The following is a 24502-nucleotide window of genomic DNA, read 5'->3' as shown; positions in this document are numbered from 1 at the left end:
TATGACCTATTTTGCGCTTTCAACTGCTTTCAGAACCTCCTGTCTGTCGTCAAAATCAATTCGCCGGTTACCGATGATCTGATACGTCTCATGGCCTTTACCCGCCACCAGAACCGTATCTCCGGGAAGGGCGGCAGCCACGGCGAGGGCGATGGCCTCCCGGCGGTCCGTGATGACCACATAGCCCTTCCGGGCAAAATCTTTGGGGAGACGCTCAGGTTCATACCTGAAACTTGTATTCCCGTCTATACCCGGAACAATGTCATCAATAATTTTTTCGGGCGTTTCACTTCTGGGGTTGTCCGAGGTGATCACGGCAAGATCGCTGTACAGCGCGCCGATACCGCCCATCAGGGGGCGTTTTGTTCGGTCTCTGTCCCCTCCACATCCGAAGACGCAGATGAGACGACCCGGCACCAGGGTCTGAAGGGTCGACAGAACGTTTTTAAGGGCATCGGGTGTGTGGGCATAGTCCACAAAGAGGTGAAGCCCTTTGGGGTTCTTCACGCGCTCCAGACGTCCCGGGACATGGAAGTCGGCGACTCCCCGGATGATGGCATCCATGGGAATGCCCAGGGACAGGGCTGCGCCGGTGGCACAGAGAATATTTTCCAGGTTGTGACGTCCTGTGGCCTTGGAGGCAAAGGGGAAGGCCCCGTCCGGGGTGATGAATTCTCCATGGATGCCGTCGATGGCCACACGAATGTTGCGGGAGGTGAGGGGGCTCTCCCCGTTGCCTATCGTAAAGATTTTGCCGGAAAGGCTCTTGGCCAGTTTCAAGCCGTGCTCATTTCCCACATTGATAACCGCCGCGCCGCCTGTTTTTCTGTGGCGCTCAAAAAGTATTTTTTTGGAGTCCCAGTAGACCTCCATGGTGCCATGGTAATCCAGGTGATCCTGGGTGAGGTTGGTGAAGATCGCCGCATCAAACGCGCACCCCTCAACACGATCCAGGGTCAGGGCATGGGAGGAGACCTCCATCACCGCGTGGGTGACCCCGGCCTCCACCATGCGGGAGAGGGTGTCCTGAATGTCCCGGGATTCGGGGGTGGTCATGGTGCTGGTCTCTTCATGGCCTGCAAACCGGGTGCTGACGGTACCCATGACGCCTGCCGAGTACCCAGCCGACGCGAAGATATTCTCCAATATATAAGCCACGGTGGTCTTGCCGTTGGTACCGGTGATCCCGACCAGGGAAAGTTTTTCCGCCGGATGATCGTAGAATGCAGCCGAGATACGGGCCAGGGCCTTGCGTGAGTCGGTGACCTGGATGTAGGGCACGGAGAGGTCGGGCTGGGGGAGCTCGCCGAGGACGGCGACCGCACCGCATTGGATGGTTTCCGGGATAAAACGGTGGCCGTCCACCGCTTCGCCGGGGAGCGCCGCGAAGAGGGCTCCGGATGTTACTTTTCGGGAATCGTAATGGATGGCCGTGATCACCGGGTCCCCTGCGGGCAGCGGGGCCACGATCAGGTCACTCAGGGTTTTTGTGAGGCAGGATAATCTCACTTCTTCTCCTCGCTCTTCAAGGCCAGAAGCAGTTTCTCCGGGATGGATTCGTTTTCCGGAGCCACGTGCAGGTAGTCAAGGGTTTTGTATGCAATTTCACGGAATGCGGGACCGGCGACAGTGGCGCCGTAGTACCCTCCGCTTCTTGGGTCGTCGAGGACGACCACGATACTCAGTTCCGGGTTATTCATGGGGACAAAGCCTGCAAAGGAGGCGATGTACCGGTCTTTAAAATAGCGTTTGTTCGGGCCGATTTTCTGGGCAGTGCCTGTTTTTCCGCAGACGGTGTAGTCGGACAGGGCCGCCCGGACCCCTGTTCCGCCCTCTTCGGTGACCGATGCCATGATTTTTTTGACGAATCTGGCGGTCTCCGGGCTGATCACGCGTTTTTCTCCGGGAGATGAAAAGGTTTTTTCCCGTTCCCCATTGGGCGAGACCACTTCCTTGACGATCCACGGTTTGACAAGCATCCCGTCGTTGGCCAGGGCAGAGTAGGCGGTGGCGAGCTGAAGGGCTGTGACCGATACGCCCTGACCGAAGGCAATCGCTCCGGTCTCCACCATGTTCCAGTTGGATGGGCTGGTGAGGATTCCCTTTGACTCTCCGTTCAGGTTGATGCCGCTGCGCTGACCGAAGCCGAAGTCTTTCAGGGCGTTGTGCAGGGCCTTTTTCCCGATGATCTCGGAGATCTTGACCACGGCGATGTTGCTGGAGAATTTGATCACCTGCTCCAGGGTTAGCCACTCGTATTCATGGGTGTCGTGGAAGGTGAATCCGCCGATGTCGTACGCGCCGTTTTCACAGTAAAAAATACTGGATTGCTTCACCTTGCCCGAGTCCAGGGCAGACGCCACCACAAAGACCTTCATGGTGGAACCGGGCTCAAAGCCGGCGGCCACGGCACGGTTGCTGCGGGTCTCGCCACTGAAGGCGCCGAAGTTGTTGGGGTTGAACCCCGGGTAATTGGCCATGGCCAGAATTTCACCGGTTTTCGGCCGCATCACCACGGCCATTCCGGATGAGGCCTTGTGGGTAACCGCCGCCTCTTTGAGCGCCGATTCGGCAATGTCCTGGATGTTGGCGTCGATGGTCAGGACCAGGTTGCTTCCGCTGATCTCATCCAGAGGCGCGGATGACACGTCCACCGGATTGCCGTTGCCGTCCCACTTCACCGTTCGGTTGGCGGTGGTGGGGCTCAAGATATCGTTGTACCGGTACTCGAGGCCATTGCGTCCGCCGATGTCGTCAATCTTGGATGCACCGATAAGCTGTCCCGCCAGCTCCATGCTGGGGTAGACCCGTTTATGGAAGGGGTGAACCTCCACGCCGGGAATCTTAAGAGCGGCAACGGCTGCTCCCATTTCGGGAGGCACAGGGCGCTTGATCCAGTTGTACTTCGGGTGCTGCAGGGCTCTCTCCACCTTTCTTGCATCGATTTTCAGCAAGGAGGCGATCTGCCGTGCCGCTTTAGGGACATTCTTAATCGTGGCCGCTTTTCTGGGGTAGACCCCGATGGCCTTGGCCGCAATGCTGACGGCCAGGGGCCTTCCGTGGCGGTCGCTTATGGTTCCCCGTTTGCCCGTGACCGTGTCCGACCGGCCGAACCTGACTTCGGCCTTGCGGGAGAGCCCTCCCTGCTTGAACACTTGAAGGGAGACCGCTTGTAGTGCGATGACCAGAAACCCCATGGCAAACACAAGGGCAATCAAGGATCCCCTGGCTTTGACTCGTTTCATGGTGTTGTCGGTATGTGACGGCATGGTTCCCCTTGGTTCCGGTTGATCAACGCTGTATGGGTTGTGTTACTGTTTGGATTTTACCCGGAGAATCTGGTCCGGGCTTGGGCGACTGAGGTTCAGCTCCTTTCGAGCTCTGTCTGCAAGTTGCCGAGGCGACTTTAAGTGCGCCATCTCGACTTTGAGCCGCTTTTGGCTTTTAACCAGCCTCAGGTTCAGGAGTGTCTCTGACGCGATGGCGCGGGTGGTCAGGTGGCACCGGCTTCGAACCCAGGTATAAGTGAACCCCTCAGTCAGAAGCCCGATCAGGAAGATCAAAATAGCGGCTTGCAGAGCTGGGCGCTGCCTTTTGTTTTGTCGGCTCATGGCGCGGTTCCGTCAGGGGGTGAGGCCGGAAGTCGGCAAGGGTTGAGGTGGCTTTAAGCAAGCCGTCTCGAATCATAATTTTTCACAAGCTCTCAAACGTGTGCTGCGTGCCATGGGGTTTGCTGCCACCTCATCTTCGGCCGGTCGAATGGTTTTTCGGGTGAGCAGCTTCACCTTGGGTTCGTTTTTGCAGACGCAGATGGGAATGCTTTTCGGGCAGGTGCACCCACTGGCGAGGAGCCGCATCTTCTGCTTGACGATGCGATCTTCCAGGGAGTGGAAGGAGAGAACGCACAGCCTGCCACCCGGGTTGAGGAGCCCGCAGAAATCGTCCATGAACCGCTCCAGCCGATCCAACTCGCGGTTGACGGCAATGCGGAGTGCCTGGAAGCTGCGGGTGGCCGGATGAATTTTCTGTTTTGCCACCGCCTTGGCAGGCATGGCAAAGCGGATGATGTCCGCCAGCTCCAGCGTGGTGGTGATGGGAGCTGTTTCCCGCCGCTTGACAATGGCCTTGGCGATGCCCCGAGAGAAGCGCTCTTCTCCGTATTTATAAATGGTATCGGCCAGCTCTTTTTCGGGGAGCGTGTTGACCAGGTCTTCTGCGGTGGTGTCGCCTCGGGCGTCCATACGCATGTCCAGGGGCTCATTTTTCATGAAGCTGAAGCCGCGCCCGCTGCCTTCAAGCTGGTGCTGGGAGAGGCCGATGTCCACAAAGATGCCGTCCACGCCGCTGATGTTGAGCTCCGCGAGGATGGCCGGAAGGTTGGCAAAGTTGTCGTGAACCAGGGTGACGTCGTCCCCGTGGGCGCTGAAGCGCTCCCTGGCGTTTAAAATGGCGTCCATGTCCTGATCCACGCCGATGAATCGTCCCCCCGGCATGATGCGGTCGATGATCAGCGCAGAGTGGCCGCCTCCGCCCAAGGTACCGTCGACGTAAGTGCCGCCGGGTTTGGGGTCAAGGTAGGCCATGACCTCACGAGGCATGGCGGATATATGTTTAAAATCCATGTGGATCTACAGTCCTAATTCCATGAGCTCAGTTCGAGCTTCATCGGTTTGGAGCAGTTCTTCAATGGCTTCCTGCTCTTCTTTAAGTTTGCCTGATTGCCAGATTTCAAATCGCTCCACAAGGCCGATGAGGGTGACCTCGCTTTCGGGCTTGATGTCGGCGTAATCCCGAAGATCTTTGGGGATCTGGATGCGTCCCTGTTTGTCCAGGGGGCAAGCCTGGGCGCTGCCGATGATGAAGCGGCGGATCTTGTTCATGTGTTTTCCCATGGCTTTGCGGAGCTTTGTCTCAAAGATGTCCCACTCTTCCATGGTGTAGGCGTACAGGGCTCCGTCAAGTTTTGTCATCATCACACACTCCTCCCGTCCCGCTTTGATGACGGATCGGAATCGCGAGGGGATGATCAGTCTCCCCTTGGGATCCATTGTGTGATTTGACGTGCCTCTGAATGCGCTCATGCCAAGCCTTTATGTGATTGATACACATTACATCCACTTTACTTTTGTTAGACTACAATTTTTGATCGAATAGTCAAGAGAAAAAACAAAATTAATCCCAAATTATTTAATGATTATATGCTATTAAGGTCGTTGATGAAAAAATGATAATCGGAGGTGCAAAGTGGGTGCATTTCCAGGGGTTCAAAAAAAGAACCGGGCATTTTTCTGAAAGTTCTGATAAGAATCAGGTGACTTGCGAGTGTCATTTGATTGTTACTGAAAACTCATTCCCACCGGCCTATGCGGTTTGGATCCTGATGAGCTGTCCCTTTATTTCAAGGGGCTGCGTGCTGAAAGTACCGAGGGGACGTTTTTTTTGGATACCTTTTAGAATAGGAAAAAGAGACCCGTGATATCCGTCATTCATAATCCCCATGCGAAACAGAATCGAAAGAAACCGGAGCGCGCTCAGGCGCTGGCCGCGATCCTGGACGGTGTCGGAACCCTTCATGAAACCCAATCGATTGATGCGGTTTATGATGTGGCGCGCCACTGCCTGAAGACGGGGTGCAAAGTGGTTGGAGTCAATGGCGGGGACGGATCCCTGCAGATGGCCATGACCTTTTTTGCTGAAATATATAAGGAGAGCCCCTTGCCCTCCTTTGTGGTGATGCGTGGCGGGACCATGAACACCGTGGCAGGCGGTCTGGGCATTAAAGGGACGCCGGAGACGATTTTGACCCGCGTTGTGAAGGGGCTGAAAGAACAGGGGCCGTTGACCCGTATGAAAAATCAGGTCCTTTGTGCCAATGGGCACCTGGGGTTCATGTCCGGAGCCGCTGTGGTGGTGAAGTTTCTTGACGCCTATTATGACGCCCCGACACAAGGCCCGGTCCAGGCCGTGAAGCTGGGGACCCGCATCGCCGGAAGCGCCCTCGCAGGCACGGATTACGCCAGAAAGATGTTCCAACCCGAGCGCTTTCTCGTTGAAGTGGACGGACAGCAGTTGCCTGAGACCGAGTTCAGCATCCTTCTCGGGTGCACGGTGGAGGACATCAGCATGGGGTGCCGTGCGACCCCGAGGGCTTACGAACGCAAAGGGGCCTTTCATTTCCTGGCCTGCTCACTGGCCCCGATGCAAATTGTGGGGCAAATTCCCAGGCTCTGGACCGGACGTGAGATCATCCATCCTGCCATGCATTACTCCGCACCGGCAGAGCGCGTGACCGTTCGCTGTGAAAACGGCCCCGTCCGCTGGATGCTGGACGGGGAATGTCGCACCGACGATCAGCTTGACATTAGCGTCTGGGATGACGTTGAGCTCCTCTGGTAGCTGGGGTGAGGGGTGTCGGGGCTTCGTGAGTGCGGCGTTTCCACCCCTCAAAGGCTGGGATGACGTCAGCCATGCCACCCCCCCCTGGAAACCTGGGGTCCAGGGGATCATCCCCTGGCCGCCGGAGGCAAAAATCTCTTTTATAAGGACTCTATGAAGGCGTACTTTATCAGGCGATTGTTATTGGTGATCCCCACCTTTATCGGGATTACGGTGATGGTGTTTGCCGTGACGCGGTTTGTGCCGGGCGGGCCGGTGGAGCGGATGATCGCTGAGGCGCGGAGTCAGCAGACGGGGATGGTGGCTGCGGATCAGGGACAGCCACTGTCGGAAGATCAGATCGATGAACTTCGGCGATATTACGGGTTTGACAAGCCCCTGCTCCAGAGCTATGTCTCCTGGCTCGCCAAGGTGGTAAAGGGGGATCTTGGGACCTCCACCCGGTATTACGACCCGGTGCTTCAGATGATCCTGGATCGGCTTCCCATCTCTCTTTATTTTGGGCTTATCTCCCTGGTTCTTGTCTATGGGGTCTGCATCCCCCTGGGGATGGCCAAGGCGGTACGGCACAACAGCCGATTCGACAATGTCTCGTCCCTTCTGGTTTTTACGGGGTACGCCATACCCGGTTGGGTGATCGGGGTGCTTTTGCTGCTTCTTTTTTCGGCACGTTGGGAGGTGTTTCCCTTAGGGGGCTTTGTGGGGGATTTTTATGACGAGATGGACGCCTGGGGCAAGGTGAAAGACGTGGTGTGGCACACGGTCTTGCCGGTGATCTCCTATGTGGCGGGCTCGTTTGCCGTCATGACCATGTTAATGAAGAACACCCTGATGGACACTCTGTCCGCCGATTATATGCGCACGGCCGTGGCCAAGGGGCTTCCGTTTCGAAAAGCGGTGTTTCGTCATGCCCTTCGAAACAGCCTGATTCCTCTGGCCACCAGTTTCGGTAACAATATTTCTCTGATTTTAACCGGCTCTTTTCTTATTGAAAAAGTGTTTAATATCGACGGGATGGGGCTTCTTGGCTACGAATCTGTGGTGGAGCGTGATTACCCCGTTGTCTTGGGCGTGCTGGTGATCTCTTCCCTTCTTTTTCTTGTCGGCAATATCCTCTCGGATATCTGCGTGGCGTTGACCGATCCCAGGGTGACCTTCGAATAATGACGCTTAATCCTCTTACCATACGCAAGCTGAAACGATTCCGTTCTATCCGGCGCGGGTACTGGTCTTTTGTCATCCTGCTTCTTCTTCTGCTGCTGGCGGTGGGGGCAGAGCTCTGCGTCAACAGCCGGGCGCTGGTGGTCAATGACGGGGGCACCTGGTATTTCCCCACCTATGGTGCCATGATCCCCGGGGCCACCTTCGGGCTGGATTACGCGTATGAGACCAACTATCGCGCCTTGAAAAAGACCCTTGAAACGGAGAAGAGGGGCTGGGTGCTTTTGCCGCCGATTCCCTGGAACCCGCTCGAAACCGATTTAAAGGACGACGACTACCCGCCCTTTGCTCCCTCCCTGCATGAGCGGCATCTTTTGGGGACAGACACCGTGGGAAGGGATGTCCTGGCCCGTTTGATTTACGGCTTCCGCACGGCCATCTTTTTTGCGCTGGGGCTGCTGCTGGTGACCTATGCCGTGGGGATCAGTCTTGGGTGCCTGATGGGGTATCTGGGGGGGAGGTTTGACCTTTTTTTTCAGAGGCTCATCGAAATCTGGTCCAATGTGCCCTTCCTTTATATTGTGATCATTATCTCCTCGATCATGACCCCGGGGTTCTGGACTCTCATTATTCTGATGGCCTTGTTCAGCTGGATGGGTATGACCTGGGTGATGCGTACCATGACCTACCGGGAGCGCGAACGCGAGTATGTGCTCGCTGCCCGGGCTCTGGGGGCTTCCCGGTGGCGCATTATTGTCCGGCATATTTTGCCCAACACCCTGGCCGTGGTGGTGACCTACGCCCCGTTTTCCATTTCCGGCGGCATTGTCTCCCTGACTTCCCTGGATTACCTGGGTTTTGGATTGCCCGCGCCCACGCCGAGCTGGGGGGAGCTGCTGAATCAGGGGTGGGCCAATATGGACGCCTGGTGGATCGCTGGTTCGGTCATCGGTGCCATGATGCTGGTGCTCACCACCGTTACCTTTATGGGGGAGGCGGTGCGGGAGGCTTTTGATGCGAAGATGTATACGTATTATGAGTAGGGAGAAGGGAAAAAAGAAGGCTAACCCGGATATTTCACGAGTTGGGTGCGCTCATATGCAAGGCATCAGAGCCGAAGATGTAGTGGTTTACCTCAAGGCTCTGATAACGCAGCAGATGAGTGCACCCGGCTCGCCCGAAGGGTGAGAAAATCAAACAGAATACCGTGGATTACATTTTGCATTTTTGAAACAACTGAAAATATTACTGCAAAGAACGGTAATTACGAATTATTCCTAAGTCCTGATTGTTTTCTCATGAAATATCCGGGCTAAAGGCTAAGGGCGAAAAACAGGCGATAGGCGATAGGTTACAAATATTGTAACTATTCAGCTTGCCTTTGCCTGGTCGTTCGAGGCAAATGACAGAAAAATTCAAATGCCAATACGTCACGTCTTTTCATCACCGCGTAGGGTGCGGCTCCCGCACCTTCTACCGTAGAGAGGACCATCGGCCTCGCAAGTTAACGATCACCACGAGTTTTATTTCAACATGCGGTGTTTCCGGTTTACGATATGCCTGACGGTGCGCACGGCGCACCCTAAGCATCCATCCGGTACGTCATTATAAAAATGAGGACGATACGGATTTTCATAGATGGATTCCCGCCTGCGCGGGGAAGACGAAAAGCGCAGGGTGTTGTCAGACCGGGGTCATAAAGAAAAAATGGATAGCTGAATAGTTACAAAAAGTTTAATAAATAGGTCTTAAAAAATTCTTCTTGAATGAATTTCGTTTTACAATGCGGGTGTGATTTGACCCGAGGAATCCGCCTACGCAAAAGCCTCCGGCGTGACAAGTCCGCCTACGCCCATGTTCATGCGTCACCATTCGACTGACATCAATGGGCTACGGCGCGACAAGCGATCCGTCTTCGCCTGCGGTTACGCCGTGACATAGGGGTAAAGCGCATCCGCAAACCCGCTTTCAAGGTGGTTTTTGCTACAGTGGCTTCGCACCTTGCCGCCGGAGGCCGTTTTTTAATTATTTTAGGAGACATTCATGCGACGTCAGATAGTGGTTCGGACGCTTTGTATTGCTTTTTTAGTCTGGGGGATGTGTCTTGCCCCTTTGGGGGCCGAGACCTTGCCCGATGGGCTTGTGTGGCTCACCAACCATGAAGACCCGGTCTTTTCTTCACCTGAGGCGGTCAAGGGCGGGGTGTTTGTGAGTCCCATCGGCAGCTTCCCGTTGACCTTCCGGACCGTAGGGCCGGACTCTAATGGCTCTTTTCGGGGAAATATTGGCGGCAATCAGATGAGCTTGGTCGATCTGCATCCCAATACCGAGCGGATTATCCCGGCCCTTGCCACGCACTGGGCTTTCGGGGCGGACAGGAAGACCATGTATTTCAAGCTCAACCCCAAAGCGCGCTGGTCCGATGGCGAGCCGGTGACGGCAGATGATTTTGCTTATACCCTTGAGTTTATGCGTTCAAAAGAGATTGTGGCGCCCTGGTACAAGCACTACTACACCGAAGAGATCGAGAAGGTCATCGTTTATGACGACCACACCTTGGCCGTGGTGAGCACCCGGGCCGAGCCGGATTTGAATCTCAAGCTTTCTATCGCGCCGACCCCGCGTCATTTCTATGGCAGATTGGGCAAAGATTTTGTTGCCCGTTACAACTGGAAGATTGTTCCCAACACCGGGGCGTATCAGATCAGCTCCTTTAAGAAGGGCAAGGAGGTTGTCTTTGCCCGCAAGAAGGATTGGTGGGCAAAGGACCTCTATTACAACCGGAACTGCTTTAACGTGAACAAGGTGATTTTTCGGGTGGTCCGGGACTTCAACACCCAGTGGGGGTATTTTTTGAAAGGGCGTCTCGACACCTTTCGCATCACCTATCCCAAGTACTGGTACCGGAAGAGCGACACCGAGGTGGTGAAAAAGGGGTACGTGGAGCGGATCTGGTTTTACAATGACACCCGGCGAACGCCCCAGGGACTTTATTTAAACGAGGATCGAGAGATCTTTAAAGATCGCAACCTGCGCCTGGCCTTTGCCCATGCCATGAACGTAGACAAGGTGATTCAAAAGGTCTTGCGTGGGGACTATTTCAGGCTGAATCATGCCTATCAGGGGTATGGACAGTACTCGGATGAGACCCTGCGTGCCCGTCCTTACGATATTGGTGAAGTGAAGCGCCTGATGACCGCCTCGGGCTGGACGCGCGGGACGGATGGGATCTGGGAGAAGGCGGGGCAGCGCTTCTCTGTGGAGGTCGCCTACTCCTTCGATGAGATCACCGAGCGGCTGGTGGTTTTAAAAGAGGAGGCGAAAAAGGCCGGGGTGGAGATCAGGCTTCAGAAGCTGGACAACTCCTCGGCGTTCAAAAAATTTCTGGAGAAGAAGCACGACGTGGCCATGATGGCCTGGTCCACAAGCTTTCGGCCCCGGTACTGGCAGAGCTATCACTCGGACAACGCCCACAAACCTCAGACCAACAATATCACCAACACGGACAATAAAGCACTGGACGAGGTGATCGATCGTTACCACAACTCTCTGGACGAGGGGGAACGCAAGGTGCTCTCCCGGAAAATTCAGGGGATGCTGCATGAGCAGGCGAGCTTTGTCCCCACCATGATGGTTCCCTATTTCCGCCAGGCTTACTGGCGTTGGTGGCGGCTGCCCACCCCGCCGGGCACCAAACATGCCAATGATCTCTTCGACCCCTTTGGCAGCGGCACGTTCTGGTATGACAAGGCGCGTCATGAGGAGACAAAGAAGGCGATGAAGAAGAAGAAAGCCTTTCCGCCGGTAACCACCATCGAAGAGACCTTTAAGCCGAAAGGATAAGCATGGCCGCAGACGTTCGGCAGATAGAAGATCCCATCCTCTCGGTCCAGGGGCTCACGGTGGCCTTTGACACCGAGGCGGGACCCGTTCGCGCCGTGGAGAAGGTGGGCTTTACGCTGATCAAGGGCCGGACCCTGGGCATCGTGGGGGAGTCGGGGTGTGGCAAGAGCGTGACCGCGCTCTCCATTATGCGCCTGTTGCCTCAACCCATGTCCCGCATCGAAGGGGGGCAGGTGGTGCTGGACGGCATCGATCTGGTGGCGCTTCCGGCGGAATCCATGCAGACCATCCGGGGGGCTTCGGTCGCCATGATCTTTCAGGAGCCCATGTCGGCCCTGAACCCGGTCCATACCCTTTACAAACAGATCTCGGAGCCCTTGCGTATTCACCGGCCCGAGCTCTCCAAAGGGGAGCTGAAGCGCGAGGTGATTCGCCTTCTCACCGATGTGGGGATCCCCGATGCCGAAGGACGGCTTTCGGCCTATCCTCACCAACTCTCGGGCGGGATGCGGCAGCGGGTAATGATCGCCATGGCGCTGGCCCTTTCTCCTGCGATTCTCATCGCGGACGAGCCCACCACCGCCCTGGATGTGACGGTTCAGGCCCAGATCCTCGATTTAATCCGGCGTATTCAGACGAATTCGGGCATGTCGGTGATTTTTATCACCCACGACCTGGGCGTGATTGCCGAACAATGCGATGACGTGGTGGTGATGTACGCGGGGAAAGTGGTGGAACGGGCCGGGGCATCGACCCTCTTTGCCGATCCCAAACACCCCTACACTCAGGGGCTCCTCGCCTCCATGCCTCGACTGGATGCCCCGCGAAAGACCCGCCTTGCCACCATTTCAGGGCAGGTCCCCGGTCTCATGGACCTGCCGCCCGGCTGCCGGTTCCAGAACCGTTGCCCCCATGTCATGGAGCGGTGCCGCAGCGAGGTCCCCGAAGAGGTGACCGTGGGGGAGGCCCATCAAGTGGCCTGTCATCTTTATGATATGATTGGAGGGAGTGGCAAGGGATGCTGACGGTGAAGGATCTGGTAAAATACTTTCCGGTGACGGGAGGCGTCTTCAAGCGCAAAGTCGCGGATGTCCACGCCGTGGACGGGGTCTCTTTTTCGGTGGCCCGGGGCGAGACTCTGGGGCTGGTGGGAGAGTCCGGTTGCGGGAAGACCACCTTGGGACGCACCCTGGCGGCCCTTTACGAGGCGACTTCCGGGAGCGTGCGGTTTGACGGCACGGATCTGACCTTCTTAAACGAAAAAGAGTTGAAACCCTTCAGACGCCGGATTCAGATGGTTTTTCAGGATCCCTTCGAGTCCCTCAACAGCCGTCACAGCGTGGGCTCAATCATCGAAGAGCCCCTGGTGATCCACAGAATCGGAGACGGCCCGTCCAGGCGCAAGCGGGTGGCAGAGCTCCTGGACATGGTGGGCCTGCCCCGATCGGCTGAGAGTCGTTTTCCCCATGAGTTCTCCGGTGGCCAGCGCCAGCGCATCGGCATCGCCAGGGCCATCGCCCTTTCCCCGGAATGCCTGATCTGCGACGAACCGGTCTCGGCCCTGGACGTCTCCATCCAATCCCAGATCATCAACCTTCTCCTCGACCTCCAGGAGGAGATGGGGCTCACCACCCTTTTTATCGCCCATGACCTGGCGGTGGTCCGTCTGATCTCGGATCACGTGGCCGTCATGTACCTCGGAAAGATCGTTGAACAGACCGACGCCGACACCATCTACAAAAATCCTCTCCACCCCTACACCCAGGCCCTTATCTCGGCCATTCCGATTCCCGTACCCGGCGCCGTCAGCAACCGCATTATTCTCGAAGGCGACGTTCCGTCTCCCATCCACCCCCCTTCCGGCTGCCGTTTCCACACCCGCTGCTCCCACGTGATGGATATCTGCCGAACCACCGAACCCGAGTTTTTAGATCAAGGCGATGGCCATCTTGTGGCCTGTCATTTGTATGAAAACCCTAAAAGCGTGCCTCCGGCGGCCAGGGGATGATCCCCTGGACCCCAGGTTGCGAATGCCCTCTCCCTTCGTTCCTCAGGGGGAGGACATTCGCGAAGGTTCCTGGAAAATTGAGTAAAACCTGTTTATCAAACTTTCTTGTCGCGCCGTAGCCCATGGGCGAAGGCGGATCAAAAGTTTGGCCCCCGGCAGGGCCGCCGGAGGCGTCTTTAACCTGGCTGCCTCCGGCGGCGAGGTGAGCCACCTCGAAAGCGGGTTGTGATCGTACCGTGGGTGAGGCGTCAACCGGTTTTATGGCAAACGTTATCCTGGGGCAGAGGGTGTGTGGGTCTGTTTTCGTCCATGCCTGTCTGTGCCTGTCCGTGTTCCCCCTTCACCATAAATCCCTCCACATACCGTCGAAACATAGCCTTAATCTCAGGGTCCTTTTCCATCTCCCAGAGTCGTTCCATGGACCCTTTGGCCCCGCAGGTGGAGGAGAGCACCTTGATGGCATGATCCCGGTACTGGCTGACGATGAGGGGGACGGCAAAGGCGACGAAGGCGTCGATAAGCCGCTCTTTTATACTGTGTTTTCCATTGATGGTCGGAGCCAGAAACCCTTTAATGCCCATGGTGGTGGCGCTTTTCAAGGCGTTTACCGTCCAGCCGACCCGGTTGATGGCTTCATAGGCCATGTGCAGGACGATAAGGGGGCTTTCGCGTACGTTGGCCGGGGGGATGCGGTTTCCTTCGGTCAGGTCGCAGGCCACCAGGGCGATAAGGTAGTCCATGGTGCCCTCTCGGCCGAAGAGCCAGCCCCCTGTTTTGTGGGTCTGGATAAAATCCCGGGAGCCGGGAAGATCCGAGAGAGGGGTGGCCTGAATCCCGATGTGATGGCGGGTGCAGAATTTGCCGTAGTCCTGGCCTGTGTTGTCAGAGAGGCTGTGGAAACGGTCGTTGGGGAGTCCCAGGATAAAAGAGCCGTGGATCACCATTCCGTGACCTTGGATTTTTTTTATTTGTGCCGCATAGTAGTCTGCGACGCTTTTTCCACTGGCCTGGATGCCGTTGACCACCTTTTTGCCCACGTGTTTCAGGTCGTTCAGATTCAGAGTTTCAAACCCGATAAAGAGGTGCGAGCAGCCGGAGAGGCGGAGTTTTTTGAGGAGGGTCTCATCATCGGCAATTTCCACGGAGGCCTGGACGATATAGTTGATTTTCAGCCGCTTTTCGATAATCAAGTCGAGCAGCGCATTCAGTCTTTTTCCCCCCAGCAGGATGTTGTCGGGCAGGAAAAAGAAGAGACGGTTTTTCAGGGTGACGCCCCCTTTCTGCAGGTGTTCGATTTCGGCGACCACGTCTTCGGGGGAGCGCATGGTGAAACGCCTCAGCGCCTTGGGGAGGCTGGAAATTGAGCAAAAACTGCAGGAGTGAGGGCAGCCAAGAAAAGGGGCGATGGGCTGGATGCGGATGGCCCGGACGAGGAGCTTGCCCAGAAGGGGGATGCGTTTTAAAAAGGAGAGCTGCAAGGGGGGCATCTCGATCACGTTGGGGGCGCCCCATACATTGTCTTCAATGGTTTTTACGCCGGTGTAGACTTGTTTTAACTCATTGTTTCCCAGGTCTCTCAGGATCCGCCCGATCACCTGGCCGTCCCCGCTGCCCCGGACTTCACTGACCCGTTCTGGTGAGGGGATGTAATCTCTGATGAATCGATCGGTGTCTTTCGGGCTGGTGGAGACGTGGATGCCACCGATGATGACGGGGATGTTTCCATGGTTCAGGGCCAGGGTGGTGCAGACGGTGGTGGGGAAGTTGGAGCTCATGGAGGAGATGAAGACCGCTTCGGGTGGTCCCTTTTTTCGAATCGTCTCCGCCACGGTGCGACGCACACCGTCGGCCAGGAATATTTCCGCATCAGGCCGGTGCGCCGCGATCTGGTTGGCCACGTAGGTGATGGCATAGCTCTCGATGGCAAAGGTCTCCACCATGCCTCTCTTGTCTAAGGCCGGGTCGAATTGGAGGAAGTCGAGCCAGGTGGTGTCAGAGAGATCGCGGCTGTCCCTGCGGGTGAGAAAGCTGAGAAGATCCAGAGGGGTGTCGCAGGTTCCCAGGGCATCCATGACGTTGACCGTCATGGGGTTGTAGACGATAAAGTAGGGGGCGGGCATGAAGAACCTCTGCGTGAGACGTGCGTTGAGTTTTCTGAACGGTGTTATTAAGGTGGGCAAAAAAAAGAGCCGGTTCGGGCTCTGTGATCATTTTTTTTTTTTATCAGTCATCATGGCAAAATGCAACAATTTGATCGTGTTATCCTGTGAGGTTCGTGTATGTCCCGTTCTCTTTTTACCTGTCGTGTGATCGAACTGATTCGCGCCATTCCCTTGGGGCGCGTGTGTACCTACGGTCTTCTGGCGGCCGCCGCTGGCAACCCGGGAGGCGCGCGTCAGGTCTCCCGGATTCTTCACAGCTGTTCGGAAAAGGAGGGGCTGCCCTGGCATCGCGTGGTGAATCGCAACGGGCGAATTTCCCTGACCGGTTCGGCCCATGATCTGCAGAAAGGGTTGTTGATGGCTGAAGGAATTCTGTTTACGAAAGGGGGCTCCCTGAATTTGGATCGGTTCCTGTGGGTTCCTTCTGACGGCTCTTTTTCTTGACAATACCTGACAAAACCTCTACCCCTAAACCATGGACAACACACTTTTTTAACGCACTTCATTGCGACTACACGCATGAAGGAGGGCGCGCCCATGGGACGGCCAAAACTGGATAGAATTGTCATTAACCGGGATTGGTGCAAGGGATGCGGGGTCTGCATTCATTTTTGCCCCAGAGAGGTCCTTGAAATAGATGCCTTCGACAAAGTCGTGGTCGTTCATCCTGAAAAGTGCACCTGCTGCAGGCTGTGTGAACTCCGTTGCCCGGAGCTTGCCAGCGAAGTGATCATCGAAAAGTAGTCACTCTTCAGCTTACGCCTCCGGCGGCCCTGCCGGGGGCTAAACTTTTGAAAAGTTTAACAAACAGGTCTTAAATACATATTTCAGATTTACGTCGATCCAAGTGCGGATGTGATTTGACCCGAGGAACGAGGGGCAAAGCGCATCCGCAAGCAGCTTTCAAGGTGGCACACCTTGCCGCCGGAGGCCCTTGTTCTTTATTTAGTTGTTCCTTACTCCGCTTCAGGAGAGGCCATCGCCATGGAAGAGAATCTTGTTTTTGTTCAGGGAAATGAAGCCTGCGTTGAAGGGGCTCTCTATGCCGGGATGAGTTTCTTTGCCGGTTATCCCATCACCCCCTCCACAGAAATTGCCGAACTTTTGGCCCGGCGTCTTCCCGGACGTGGCGGGCGGTTCATCCAGATGGAGGATGAGATCTCCTCTCTGTGCGCCATTATCGGCGGATCCCTCACCGGAAACAAGGTGATGACCGCCACCAGCGGACCCGGTTTCTCGTTGATGCAGGAGGCGTTGGGATTTGCGGTGATGGCCGAGATTCCGTGCGTGATCGTTAATGTACAGCGCGGCGGTCCCTCCACGGGAAATCCCACCCATGTGGGGCAGGGAGACGTCAACCAGGCACGCTGGGGGACCCATGGGGATCACGCCATCATCACCCTCACCGCCTCCACCCATCAGGACGTCCTTGAGATGACCGTCCACGCCTTTAACATGGCCGAAACCTATCGCACTCCGGTGATTCTTCTTTTTGACGAGGTCATCGGCCACATGCGGGAAAAGCTGGTGATTCCAGAGGCCGGGGTGTTGCCTGTGGTGGATCGGCTGCGCACCTCGGTGAAGCGGGGCGTGGACTATCATCCCTATCTCCCCCGAGAAGACGGGCGGCTCCCCATGAGCGATTTCGGCGGGGATCACCGCTACAACGTGACCGGCCTCTATCATGATATGTGGGGGTTTCCCTCCAGCAATCCCAAGGTGGTGGAGAGCCTTTTGAATCATCTGGTGGACAAGATTGAAACCAATGTCCATGAGATCACCCGCTACAAAGAGTTGTACCTGGAAGACGCCGAGGTGATTCTCATCTCCTTTGGTTCGGCTGCACGCTCGACCCTTCATACGGTGGAGAACCGCCGGCGGCGTGGGGATCGCCTGGGCTATCTGGAGTTGCAGTCCATCTGGCCGTTTCCGGTCGACTTAATCAGGGAAAAATGCAGGAAGGCCCGGCGCATTGTGGTGGTGGAGATGAATAAGGGGCAGGTAACCGGGCTGGTGAAGGCCGCCGTCGAGAACCCGGAACGCGTTTTTCTGGCCAACCGCATCGACGGGGAGCTGATCTCTCCGACCAATATCAAGAATATTCTTCGGATTATTCAGGGCAGGGGGGTGTAGATGGGGACCCGCGACTTTATCAGGGAACGGTTTTTTCCGCACATGTGGTGCCCGGGCTGTGGTCACGGAACCATTCTTAACTGCCTGATTCGAGCCATTGAGGAGCTGGGTCTCGACAAGAGCAACATTGTGGTGGTCTCCGGCATCGGCTGTTCGGCGCGAATCTCCGGCTACGTGGATTTTCATTCCCTGCACACTCTGCACGGCAGGGCCCTGGCCTTTGCCACCGGCGTCAAGTTCAGTCAGCCGGAGCTGACCATCATCACCCCCATGGGGGATGGGGACGCCTTGGCCATCGGGGGGAATCATTTTATCCATGCCGCCCGGCGCAACATCGACATCACCGCCATTGTCATGAACAACCGGATCTATGGCATGACCGGCGGGCAGTACTCCCCCATGTCCTGCACCGGAGATTACGCCACCACCGCACCTTTTGGTAACATCGACAATCCCTTTGACGCCGTTAAGCTGGCCACGGCGGCGGGGGCTTCCTTTGTGGCACGCACCACCACCTACCACGCCAAAGAAGGAATCTCGATTTTAAAAAAAGCGATCCGACACCGTGGGTTTTCCGTGGTGGAGTTCCTCAGTCAGTGCCCCACTCAGTACGGACGCAGAAACCAGCTGGTCAATGCCCCGGTGATGCTGGAGTACCTGAAGACCCACACCGTCCCCATCGGCTCAGCAAGGGCCGCCGAGGACCCGGAGATCCTGGAACGGGGCATTTTTGTCGAAGAGCTTCGGGCCGAGTACTGTGACGCCTATGAGCAGGTGATTCAAAAAGAGGGAGGGTGAGGCATGGAGAAGTTTCGTATGGTCTTCTCAGGAGCCGGAGGCCAGGGGGTGATCACCGCCGCTGTGATCCTGGCTGAAGCGGCCGTCATCCATGAAGGGCTCATCGCCGTCCAGTCTCAGTCCTATGGACCCGAAGCCCGGGGCGGAGCCACCCGAAGTGACATCATCATCTCTGAACATCCCATCCTCTTTCCGAAGGTGACCCAACCCAATGTGCTGGTCTGTCTCACCCAGGAAGCCTACGATAAATTTTCGCCCATCATTCGTCCCGGAGGCCTGCTTCTGACCGACGACCGCTACGTGAAGCTCGGCAAGAAGGTCGACGCCAAACAGGTGGAACTGCCCATGTACCAGACCGTCCAGGATGCGATCGGCAACCCCGTGGTTTTTAATATCTGCATGCTCGGTGTCCTCATCGGACTCCTTGGCCTCGTCAAAGCCGAATCGGTGCTGGCGGTTATCTCAACGCGGGTTCAGGAAAAATATGTGGAGATGAATCGAAAAGCCCTGGAGCTGGGCGTTTCGATGGCGGAGCCTTTGGGGTTGGGTTAAAAAAGCCTCCGGCGGCAAGGTGTGCCACCTTGAAAGCAGATTGCGGATGCGTTTTGCCCCCATGTCACGGCGTAGCCGCAGGCGTAAAGGCGCTGGCCGGTTTCAACATACCTTTTATAGTCGAATAACGCAGGAACAGGTTGACTGAATATGTTCGTAAACGGGATATCGAGATCATCCGACACCCCAAGCTGAATAGTTAGGGCTCACGCAAAAAATAAATGCACAATTTTCATAAAAATGCCGCTGTGATTTGACCCGAGGAACGAGGGTTGAAGCGCTGCGGAAACCTGCTTTCAAGGTGGCTCACCTTGCCGCCGGAGGCATTGCTTTTTGTATGTTTGATTTTTGCGCCGGCCCTTACACCTGTTTTTTACATCAGCCTTTGGTATTTCGTCATGAAGCGGCGGTCGATGAAATCTTTAATGCGGAAGGCGATTTTACCGTGGAAGCGGATGCCGTTTTTGTGGAGGTAGCCTGTGCCCTCGCCGAGGTTGAAGACGAGGAGGTAGTTGCCTCCGGGGTGGAAGGGGGTCAGCGGGGTGTCTTCGAGTTGGGCCAGGAGATTATGCAAAAGGATGGGGTTTTGACGAACGGCGTAAACGCCGACTTTGTTTAAGGGGTGCTCCTGAAAATGGATGCAGTCGCCGCCGCCAAAGATCTCCGGATGGGCGGTGCACTGGAGGAACGGGTTGACGAGGAGCCCTCCGTCGGGGCCGGTGGGAAGATGGGAGTCGGCAAAGAGAGGGGAGGGGCGCACGCCGGTTGCGGAGATCACGAAATCCGCGGGACACTGACGGCCCGAGGCGAGCCCTATCGATGGGCCATCCACCCGGACCACGGCGTCTCCTTCCACCCGCTGAATCCCCTTGGCTTCAAGGATGTTTGTGACGCCGGTTTTTATTTTCTCATCGAAGTGATCGAAGAAACCGCTGCGTGAGTAGAGGGTGATGACCGGCCTCTGTCCGCGCGCGTTTTGGACCAGTTGAAGGATGTTTCCCGCCACCTCTGCCGACGATGGGCCACCGCCTGCGATGGCAATCTGAAGGACCTTTTCATGGCATCGGTTTAAAAGAGCCTGCTTCAGCGTTAGCAGGGATTCAATGGGCTTGACGGAATAGACGGTTGACCCCGGGGCCACGATGAGATCACTCTTGACATAACTTCCCACATTGTTGGACAAGACGTCATAATCGAGCAACTCTCCAGAACTGAGCCGAACTGTTTTTTCCCCCGCGTCAATGGCCACAGCCAGGCCCCTGACAAACCGTGCCCCTCTCTTCGTGACCATGGCCTCCGTATCAAATCGAATCGATTCCGGGGTGTAGGTGCCCCCCAGCATCCCTGGGCCCATGCCCGAGTAGTAGTGATGGGGGGAGGGGGCCACCACGGTGACCTCGTGCCCACGTTTTTGGATCGTTTCCAAAGCCGCCAGGGTTTCCAGGTGAGCGTGTCCGCCCCCTAAGAGCAGAAGTTTTTTCTTCATGGGGTCTCCAATCATCACGTAAGGGACATGGAAAAAAGGACAAAAAAAGATGCCTCCGGCGGCAAGGTGAGCCACCTTGAAAGCGGGTTTGCGAATGCGCATCGGGAGGCGTCATTCCGGGCTGAAATGCGTCCGCATTCGCATGGCCGGAGATCCTGCGTGTGCTCCAGAATTGCGATGAAAGCTGAGGGGCAATGCTAAAATATCAATATCTGCATGAAATGAAAAGGAGAACCCCGTGAAGATATGGATGTTCTGCATACTCATATTCAGCCTCATGGGCTGCGCAAACATCCCCACCCCTTAAACAAAAAAATAATTTGGCCACAGATAAACACAGATGTCCGCAGATGCGGCTGCGCCGCTGAAAGCGAGTAGAGACGAGCCGTCCTATTGGAAATGGGCATTGTGATGGATTCTCGTTGTTAATATATTATCTGGTGAAGATGGCTCTGTAATGTTGCTTGTGACATGATGAAAGTATCAAATATCATGCCCTATCCCGAATATTTCATGAGAAAACAATCAGGACTAAGGAATAATCAGTAATTACAGTTTTTTGCGGCAATATTTATAGTCGTTTCAAAAATGCAAAATGTAATCCACGGTATTCTGTCTGATTTTCTCACCCTTCGGGCGAGCCGGGTGCACTCATCTGCCGCGTTATCAGAGCTTGGAGGTAAACCACTACATCTTCAGCTCTGATGCCTTGCATATGAGCACACCCAACTCGTGTAATATTCGGGCTATGCTTGGAGTGCATATGTCCATTAAAATAACCGAAGATATAAAATCCATCACCGAGCTGAAGCGGAATACAGGGGAGCTGCTTAAACAGATCCATAAGACCAGACGTCCCGTTGTCCTGACGGTCAATGGAAAGGCCGAAGCGGTTCTCATGGATCCCGAATCTTGTGAGCGGATGGCTGAATCCTTTGGCGTGATGGAGAAGGTGATGAAGGCTGAGCAGCAGGTAGCAGCAGGTGAAACCCGAAAGGCCGCGGAGTTTTTCGAAAATTTTAAGCGTGAGCATCATCTATAATAGACGTCGTCATTGTTATGCGTATTCTTCATGGTGCGCGGCTGCTTCTTCACCTTGAATGAGGAGGCAATCGGAGTAGGGGAAGCCGGCCTTGGTCCTCGTTTGGCAGCGACCTTAAAAAACCGAGAAAACCGAGAAAAACGGGCCGAAACGGAGCGCCGCACTCCGGTGCGGCTTTTTAGTTTGTCTTTTTCCCTGCCGCACCGGAGTGTGGCATGTTAGAAATATGTCCGGCGAAGGAGTCGAATAGCATGATATCTAAAGGAGACCCCTTGTGAAGACATGGATCCTTTGCATCCTCATATTCAGCCTCCTGGGATGTGCCACCGTGCCCAGGGAGAAGCATCGAAGAACCATCAAGATAAAGCACCCATCTGTCGTGAACCTTACCGACACCGCCCGCGTGAAAGCAAGGCTGAACGCCCAGTATGCAGAATGGAAAGGCACGCGCTACAAAATGGGCGGCACCAGCAAACGCGGCGTCGACTGCTCCGGCTTTGTCCACCTCACCTACCGGGACACCCTTGGCATCACCATCCCCCGAACCACCAAACTCCTCGCGAAAACAGGGAAACCCGTCAAACGAAAGGACCTTCGCATCGGGGATCTCGTCCTCTTTAAAACCGGCCTCACGGTCCGCCATGTGGGCATCTACATGGGCAACAATATTTTTCTTCATGCCTCCACCAACGAAGGCGTTACGTTGACGAACCTGAATCAGCCCTATTGGAAAAAAAGATATTGGAAGGCGCGGCGGGTTTGGGATTGACGTCGATCGTGCAGCAACTGCACATCCCGGATAGCTATTCAGCTCAAAAAAAAGCCTCCGGCGGCAAGGTGTGCCACCTTGAAAGCTGGTTTCGAATGCATTTTGCCCCCATGTCACAGCGTAGCCGCAGGCGAAGACGGATCGCTTGTCGCGCCGTCAGGATGGGCAAAGCGCGAAGCGTGCCCATCAATGGGCAAGAGCCACCCCTGAACAAAATCAATTTAGCCGCAGATGAACACAGATAGACGCAGATGCGGCTGCGCCGCTGAAAGCATGTAGAATAGCGGCTTCCTGATGTTCATTCCAAAAAGTCTCAATAAGTACGGGTGTATGGGGTTTCTGTGACATGACGATGTCATTTTGTCCAATGTCAAGACGCGACCCCTTCTCCCTGATCCCGGCCAGAAGACCGTTTACCATGTGATCAGTCGAACGGCTTTTGATGGTCTTCCTTTTAAAGACGCGGAGAAAGATGAGTTGGTTCGTGTGAACCGCAGATTTTCCATGGTGTATGCCGTGGAGGGCCTTGGCTTCTCCGTCTTAGGAAATCATTTCTTATGTGGAGTTTCAAATTATGTGAAGTGGATGTAGCTTCACCTCCTGTACACTCTCCATTTAAGGTCTTTTCGACCTTCCCCCCTATTCTTAACCAGGCATAATTCTGTGCAATGACCACTCCAAAAATACCGTGAATTTCTCTATCACGCGGGATCGGTGAAAAAACGGGGTAAGGCGGCAATCCCGACGCGGGTGTTTCAGCGCGGGTGCAACCGATCACGCCGGGGAGAGATGCTGCGTCGTCAAAATTTATACAATTTTCAGTATTGTGGGTTTCCCGACTGCCAGATGGGCACGCTTCGCCCTTTGATATTAAATGGGTGTCCATCCTAGGACGCCGCCGTCATCTCACCGGTGTGGGTGACATTGAAGCCTGAAATGGACAGGGAACCCATGGCTGTGAATAAGAGGTAATCACATCCGCTTTTAAGATGAAATTTAATCAAGATTATTTTGTAAAACCTGTTTGTAAAACCCGTCTTAATAAAATCAGGCAAAAGTTTAGCCCCCGGCAGGACCGCCGGAGGCACTATCTGACTATTTACGCATAAATTGTACATATATTTGAACAATTCCGTTGGTTGTGGCAGCTCAACTCCAACTACCCGGCGTATCCAAAAGTAATTTGGCATAACGTTCCATCGGAATGTTCATTTTCTCTTGCAACCCTTTACCTTTAGTAAGTAGTTCTTCTCTTTTTATAGAGGGGATGTCGTTTTTAAATGCGAGTACGATCGTGTTTTCATTTTCTACGTCGAAACTGAGTCGTCGGTTTTCAAATTGGAGCGCGAGTAATTCATCTAACTCTTCTCGTAATTTAAGTTCCGTATGACAGATATTGAGCACAAGGACACCTTGTTTGTTGAGTGCATTTTTACAATCATGCAAGTATGACGATTGTACTTGTTTCGGTTCCATGCCTTCCGAGTTGTATAGATCTGAAAAGATAATATCGCTTTTTATGTCGGTGTTTTTGATGTAGTTCACAGCGTCGTTTATATGAATGAAGAGGCGATCCGTGTCGCGTAAGTGAAAATGTTTTTTTGCGGTCTTCGCCACTGCTTCACGGTATTCAATGGCATGTACGGTCAACTCGGAGAAACTACTGAGCAGGTTCTTTGCCATTGAGCCTGCGCCCAGCCCCATGATGGTGGCTGTTTTTACTATGGGGATAAACAATAAACCCGCCATCATGGCCTGGGTGTAGGCGAGATCTAATCCATTAATGTCTTTTAGTTTCATGCAACTTTGATAGATTTTCCCATCAAAGCTGAGAATCCGCTTATTCCTTGTTTGGTAAACATAAATTGGGCCGTGCTCATCTACTGTTGATGAGATACAGGTTCCTCTGATATCCATGGTCTTTTTAATACCTCTTAAATGCGTGTATATAACGGGTAGGTCATTATATACGGAAAATAGGGTCAGGTCTTTTTTATTACTTTTTTCTGGTTTAATAAAAATATGTATAGTGGGGATGGACCGCGACAATTTACTTATGATTCAAGGGTAGGGACGGACCCGGGGACGGGCAAGATGCGCTATACCTTTCATGCACCCGATGAGACGATCCTGTATGGTATTGGGGCCGGGC

General features: G+C 54.9%; 21 protein-coding genes. 13 read left to right on the top strand and 8 right to left on the bottom strand.

The genetic code is table 11. The features are described 5' to 3' along the window. Positions 1-6: 6 nt before the first annotated feature. The 5 genes from Q1Q75_RS04670 to Q1Q75_RS04650 form a co-directional block, all read right to left on the bottom strand. Positions 7-1509 (bottom strand): UDP-N-acetylmuramoyl-L-alanyl-D-glutamate--2,6-diaminopimelate ligase, encoded by a 1503-nt coding sequence (locus tag Q1Q75_RS04670; protein ID WP_300667927.1) that lies wholly within the window; start codon positions 1507-1509, stop codon positions 7-9. After that, positions 1506-3269, bottom strand: a complete 1764-nt coding sequence (locus tag Q1Q75_RS04665; protein ID WP_300667925.1) for a penicillin-binding protein 2 — start codon at positions 3267-3269, stop codon at positions 1506-1508. The genes Q1Q75_RS04670 and Q1Q75_RS04665 overlap by 4 nt, the downstream gene beginning before the upstream one ends. 42 nt (positions 3270-3311) lie before the next feature. After that, positions 3312-3611 (bottom strand): hypothetical protein, encoded by a 300-nt coding sequence (locus tag Q1Q75_RS04660; RefSeq protein WP_300667924.1) that lies wholly within the window; start codon positions 3609-3611, stop codon positions 3312-3314. A gap of 72 nt (positions 3612-3683) precedes the next feature. Continuing rightward, positions 3684-4622: a 16S rRNA (cytosine(1402)-N(4))-methyltransferase RsmH gene (rsmH, locus tag Q1Q75_RS04655; protein WP_300667922.1), complete on the bottom strand. Its 939-nt coding sequence runs from the start codon at positions 4620-4622 to the stop codon at positions 3684-3686. A 6-nt stretch (positions 4623-4628) separates the two neighbouring features. Next, positions 4629-5081: a division/cell wall cluster transcriptional repressor MraZ gene (locus Q1Q75_RS04650; RefSeq protein WP_300667921.1), complete on the bottom strand. Its 453-nt coding sequence runs from the start codon at positions 5079-5081 to the stop codon at positions 4629-4631. Positions 5082-5472: 391 nt separating this feature from the next. Here Q1Q75_RS04650 and Q1Q75_RS04645 point away from each other — a divergent pair, with 391 nt between their 5' ends. From Q1Q75_RS04645 to Q1Q75_RS04620, 6 genes are all read left to right on the top strand, one after another. Further along, the gene (locus tag Q1Q75_RS04645; protein WP_300667919.1) at positions 5473-6396 is read left to right on the top strand and encodes a diacylglycerol kinase family protein; all 924 of its coding nucleotides are present in this window, start codon (positions 5473-5475) and stop codon (positions 6394-6396) included. Positions 6397-6549: 153 nt separating this feature from the next. Beyond that, positions 6550-7560: an ABC transporter permease subunit gene (locus tag Q1Q75_RS04640; protein WP_300667918.1), complete on the top strand. Its 1011-nt coding sequence runs from the start codon at positions 6550-6552 to the stop codon at positions 7558-7560. Then, positions 7560-8600 (top strand): ABC transporter permease, encoded by a 1041-nt coding sequence (locus Q1Q75_RS04635; protein WP_300667916.1) that lies wholly within the window; start codon positions 7560-7562, stop codon positions 8598-8600. Before Q1Q75_RS04640 ends, Q1Q75_RS04635 begins: the two co-directional genes overlap by 1 nt. A gap of 1000 nt (positions 8601-9600) precedes the next feature. Next, positions 9601-11400: an extracellular solute-binding protein gene (locus tag Q1Q75_RS04630; protein WP_300667914.1), complete on the top strand. Its 1800-nt coding sequence runs from the start codon at positions 9601-9603 to the stop codon at positions 11398-11400. A gap of 2 nt (positions 11401-11402) precedes the next feature. Beyond that, positions 11403-12425, top strand: coding sequence for an ABC transporter ATP-binding protein (locus Q1Q75_RS04625; protein WP_300667912.1), 1023 nt, complete (start codon positions 11403-11405; stop codon positions 12423-12425). Further along, positions 12419-13408 (top strand): oligopeptide/dipeptide ABC transporter ATP-binding protein, encoded by a 990-nt coding sequence (locus Q1Q75_RS04620; RefSeq protein ID WP_300667910.1) that lies wholly within the window; start codon positions 12419-12421, stop codon positions 13406-13408. The genes Q1Q75_RS04625 and Q1Q75_RS04620 overlap by 7 nt, the downstream gene beginning before the upstream one ends. Positions 13409-13656: 248 nt before the next feature. Here Q1Q75_RS04620 and Q1Q75_RS04615 read toward each other — a convergent pair whose 3' ends face one another. Further along, entirely contained in the window at positions 13657-15528 is a 1872-nt protein-coding gene (locus Q1Q75_RS04615) for a radical SAM protein (RefSeq protein ID WP_300667908.1), read from the bottom strand. Positions 15529-15687: 159 nt separating this feature from the next. On the opposite strand from Q1Q75_RS04615, the gene Q1Q75_RS04610 reads away from it, so the two are divergent. The 5 genes from Q1Q75_RS04610 to Q1Q75_RS04590 all read left to right on the top strand — a co-directional run bounded on the left by Q1Q75_RS04610 (position 15688) and on the right by Q1Q75_RS04590 (position 19053). Beyond that, the gene (locus tag Q1Q75_RS04610) at positions 15688-16014 is read left to right on the top strand and encodes an MGMT family protein (RefSeq protein ID WP_300667906.1); all 327 of its coding nucleotides are present in this window, start codon (positions 15688-15690) and stop codon (positions 16012-16014) included. A 93-nt stretch (positions 16015-16107) separates the two neighbouring features. Beyond that, on the top strand, positions 16108-16314 hold the full coding sequence (locus tag Q1Q75_RS04605) for a 4Fe-4S binding protein (RefSeq protein ID WP_300667904.1): 207 nt from the start codon (positions 16108-16110) through the stop codon (positions 16312-16314). A 240-nt stretch (positions 16315-16554) separates the two neighbouring features. Next, positions 16555-17703, top strand: coding sequence for a 2-oxoacid:acceptor oxidoreductase subunit alpha (locus Q1Q75_RS04600; protein ID WP_300667902.1), 1149 nt, complete (start codon positions 16555-16557; stop codon positions 17701-17703). Continuing rightward, positions 17704-18501, top strand: coding sequence for a 2-oxoacid:ferredoxin oxidoreductase subunit beta (locus Q1Q75_RS04595; RefSeq protein WP_300667900.1), 798 nt, complete (start codon positions 17704-17706; stop codon positions 18499-18501). Positions 18502-18504: 3 nt separating this feature from the next. Then, positions 18505-19053, top strand: a complete 549-nt coding sequence (locus Q1Q75_RS04590; RefSeq protein ID WP_300667899.1) for a 2-oxoacid:acceptor oxidoreductase family protein — start codon at positions 18505-18507, stop codon at positions 19051-19053. Between the two features lie 373 nt (positions 19054-19426). On the opposite strand, the gene Q1Q75_RS04585 is transcribed toward Q1Q75_RS04590, so the two are convergent. Continuing rightward, a complete protein-coding gene (locus tag Q1Q75_RS04585; RefSeq protein WP_300667898.1) occupies positions 19427-20539 on the bottom strand; it encodes an FAD-dependent oxidoreductase in 1113 nt (370 codons plus the stop codon). A 763-nt stretch (positions 20540-21302) separates the two neighbouring features. Here Q1Q75_RS04585 and Q1Q75_RS04580 point away from each other — a divergent pair. Further along, positions 21303-21581, top strand: a complete 279-nt coding sequence (locus tag Q1Q75_RS04580; protein WP_300667897.1) for a type II toxin-antitoxin system Phd/YefM family antitoxin — start codon at positions 21303-21305, stop codon at positions 21579-21581. A gap of 274 nt (positions 21582-21855) precedes the next feature. Next, entirely contained in the window at positions 21856-22350 is a 495-nt protein-coding gene (locus Q1Q75_RS04575) for an NlpC/P60 family protein (RefSeq protein ID WP_300667895.1), read from the top strand. 1149 nt (positions 22351-23499) lie between these two features. Here Q1Q75_RS04575 and Q1Q75_RS04570 read toward each other — a convergent pair. Continuing rightward, on the bottom strand, positions 23500-24267 hold the full coding sequence (locus Q1Q75_RS04570; RefSeq protein WP_300667893.1) for a hypothetical protein: 768 nt from the start codon (positions 24265-24267) through the stop codon (positions 23500-23502). Positions 24268-24502: the final 235 nt, after the last annotated feature.

The sequence above is a fragment of the Desulfoluna sp. genome, from assembly GCF_030145185.1.
Classification (GTDB): Bacteria; Desulfobacterota; Desulfobacteria; order Desulfobacterales; family Desulfolunaceae; genus Desulfoluna.
The sequence above is the reverse complement of the archived record's forward strand: the minus strand, read 5'-3'. Positions and strand labels throughout refer to the sequence as shown.